Raw genomic sequence first — 3060 nt, forward strand, 5'->3', positions numbered from 1 at the left:
GGGAAGTGCACATAACTTTTGATCCGTAGATATCCGAATGGGGCAACCCAGCATGTTGAAGACATGTTACCTCGTAAGAGGAGTGAACCCGGTGAACTGAAACATCTAAGTAACCGGAGGAAGAGAAAACAATAGTGATTCCGTTAGTAGTGGCGAGCGAACGCGGATTAGCCCAAACCAATGTTGTTACGGCAATATTGGGGTTGTAGGACTACGATATTCGATGCTTAATGAATTAGAACTGTTTGGAAAGACAGGCCAAAGAAGGTGATAGCCCTGTATAAGTAAAGAGAGTTATTGATAGTAGTATCCTGAGTAGTGCGGGGCACGTGAAACCCTGTATGAATCCACCGGGACCATCCGGTAAGGCTAAATACTCCTGAGAGACCGATAGTGAACTAGTACCGTGAGGGAAAGGTGAAAAGAACCCTAAGTAAGGGAGTGAAAGAGATCCTGAAACCGTACGCCTACAAGCGGTCGGAGCCAATTTATTGGTGACGGCGTGCCTTTTGCATAATGAGCCTACGAGTTACTGTTTCTAGCAAGGTTAAATGTTTAAGACATGGAGCCGTAGCGAAAGCGAGTCTGAATAGGGCGTACAGTTAGTAGTAGTAGACGCGAAACCGAGTGATCTACCCATGGGCAGGTTGAAGCTGTGGTAACACACAGTGGAGGACCGAACCAGTTGACGTTGAAAAGTCTTTGGATGACCTGTGGGTAGGGGTGAAAGGCCAATCAAACTCGGAAATAGCTCGTACTCCCCGAAATGCATTTAGGTGCAGCGTTGTGGTAGAGTTTTATAGAGGTAGAGCTACTGATTGGATGCGGGGGCTTCACCGCCTACCAATTCCTGACAAACTCCGAATGCTATAAAATATACACAGCAGTGAGGGCATGGGTGCTAAGGTCCATGTCCGAGAGGGAAAGAACCCAGACCATCAGCTAAGGTCCCCAAATATATACTAAGTTGAATAAACGAGGTTTGATTGCCTAGACAGCTAGGATGTTGGCTTGGAAGCAGCCATTCATTTAAAGAGTGCGTAACAGCTCACTAGTCGAGCGATCGAGCATGGATAATAATCGGGCATAAGTATATTACCGAAGCTATGGCAGTAATTTATTACTGGGTAGGGGAGCATTGTAATCTGCGTTGAAGGTGTACTGCGAGGTATGCTGGAGTGATTACAAAAGAAAATGTAGGCATAAGTAACGATAATGCGGGTGAGAAACCCGCACACCGAAAGACTAAGGTTTCCTCAGCGATGCTAATCAGCTGAGGGTTAGTCGGGACCTAAGGCGAACCCGAAAGGGGTAGTCGATGGACAACTGGTTAATATTCCAGTACTACTTTATATTGCGATGGGGTGACGGAGTAATGAAAGCACCGCGAACTGACGGAATAGTTCGTTGAACTGTGTAGGTATAAGTTGTGTAGTTAAATGCGCATGACTTGCTAAAACAGGATAGTACCACAAAGCCTCGGCGGCGTGGATAGTGTGCCTAAGCGCTTCCAAGAAAATCCTCTAAGCTTCAGATATAAAGTACCCGTACCGTAAACCGACACAGGTAGTTGGGATGAGAATTCTAAGGTGCTCGAGAGATTCATGGCTAAGGAACTAGGCAAAATAGACTCGTAACTTCGGGAGAAGAGTCGCCCACCTCTGGTGGGCCGCAGTGAAAAGATCCAGGCGACTGTTTATCAAAAACACAGGGCTATGCTAAATTGAAAGATGATGTATATGGCCTGACACCTGCCCGGTGCTGGAAGGTTAAGTGGAGTTGTTAGCTTCGGCGAAGCAATGAAATGAAGCCCCAGTAAACGGCGGCCGTAACTATAACGGTCCTAAGGTAGCGAAATTCCTTGTCGGGTAAGTTCCGACCTGCACGAATGGTGCAACGATCTGGATACTGTCTCAGCCATGAGCTCGGTGAAATTGTAGTATCGGTGAAGATGCCGATTACCCGCTACGGGACGAAAAGACCCCGTGAACCTTTACTATAGCTTAGTATTGACTTTGGATAAGTAATGTGTAGGATAGGTGGGAGACTTTGAAGCGGCGTCGCTAGGCGTTGTGGAGTCATTGTTGAAATACCACCCTTTGCTTATCTGAAGCCTAACCCAGAAATGGGGACAGTGCTTGGTGGGTAGTTTGACTGGGGTGGTCGCCTCCAAAAGAGTAACGGAGGCTTCTAAAGGTACCCTCAGCACGCTTGGTAACCGTGCGTAGAGTGCAATGGCATAAGGGTGCTTGACTGAGAGACATACACGTCGATCAGGTTGGAAACAAGAGCATAGTGATCCGGTGGTTCCGCATGGAAGGGCCATCGCTCAAAGGATAAAAGGTACTCCGGGGATAACAGGCTGATCTCCCCCAAGAGCTCATATCGACGGGGGGGTTTGGCACCTCGATGTCGGCTCGTCACATCCTGGGGCTGGAGAAGGTCCCAAGGGTTGGGCTGTTCGCCCATTAAAGTGGCACGCGAGCTGGGTTCAGAACGTCGTGAGACAGTTCGGTCTCTATCTGTAGCGGGCGTTAGAAATTTGCGTGGATCTGATTCTAGTACGAGAGGACCGAATTGGACTGACCTCTAGTGTACCAGTTGTTCCGCCAGGAGCACTGCTGGGTAGCTACGTCGGGAAGGGATAAGCGCTGAAAGCATATAAGCGCGAAACCCACCACAAGATGAGATTTCTTTAAAGGGTCGTGGGAGACTACCACGTTGATAGGCTATAGGTGTAAAGGCAGTAATGTCATAGCCAAGTAGTACTAATAACCCATAGGCTTATGTACGCAATCTTTCCCTCCGAAAGGAGGGAAGGACCACTCTTTTTTACTTAAAAAAGCAATTATTTACAATATTATTATTTTAATATGTCAACTTATACGGTTAAAGCAACCGAAACAGCTTAAGGTGATTATAGCGATAGGGCTCACCTCTTCCCATTCCGAACAGAGAAGTTAAGCCTATCAGCGCCGATGGTACTGCCACTGGTGGAAGAGTAGGTCATCGCCTTTCTTTTTAAAAAACCCCTCATTATTTTTTAATGAGGGGTTTTTT

General features: G+C 47.2%; 2 rRNA genes (1 of these 2 running past the window's edge). Both read left to right on the plus strand.

What is annotated here, in order from left to right:
• Nucleotides 1-2792, plus strand: a 23S ribosomal RNA gene (locus AC1EUV_RS13745); it begins 81 nt to the left of the window's first position.
• 117 nt (nt 2793-2909) lie between these two features.
• Nucleotides 2910-3018: ribosomal RNA gene (gene rrf, locus AC1EUV_RS13750) — 5S ribosomal RNA — on the plus strand.
• Nucleotides 3019-3060 lie beyond the last annotated feature (42 nt).

The sequence above is a fragment of the Maritimimonas sp. 2304DJ26-3 genome (assembly GCF_056591635.1).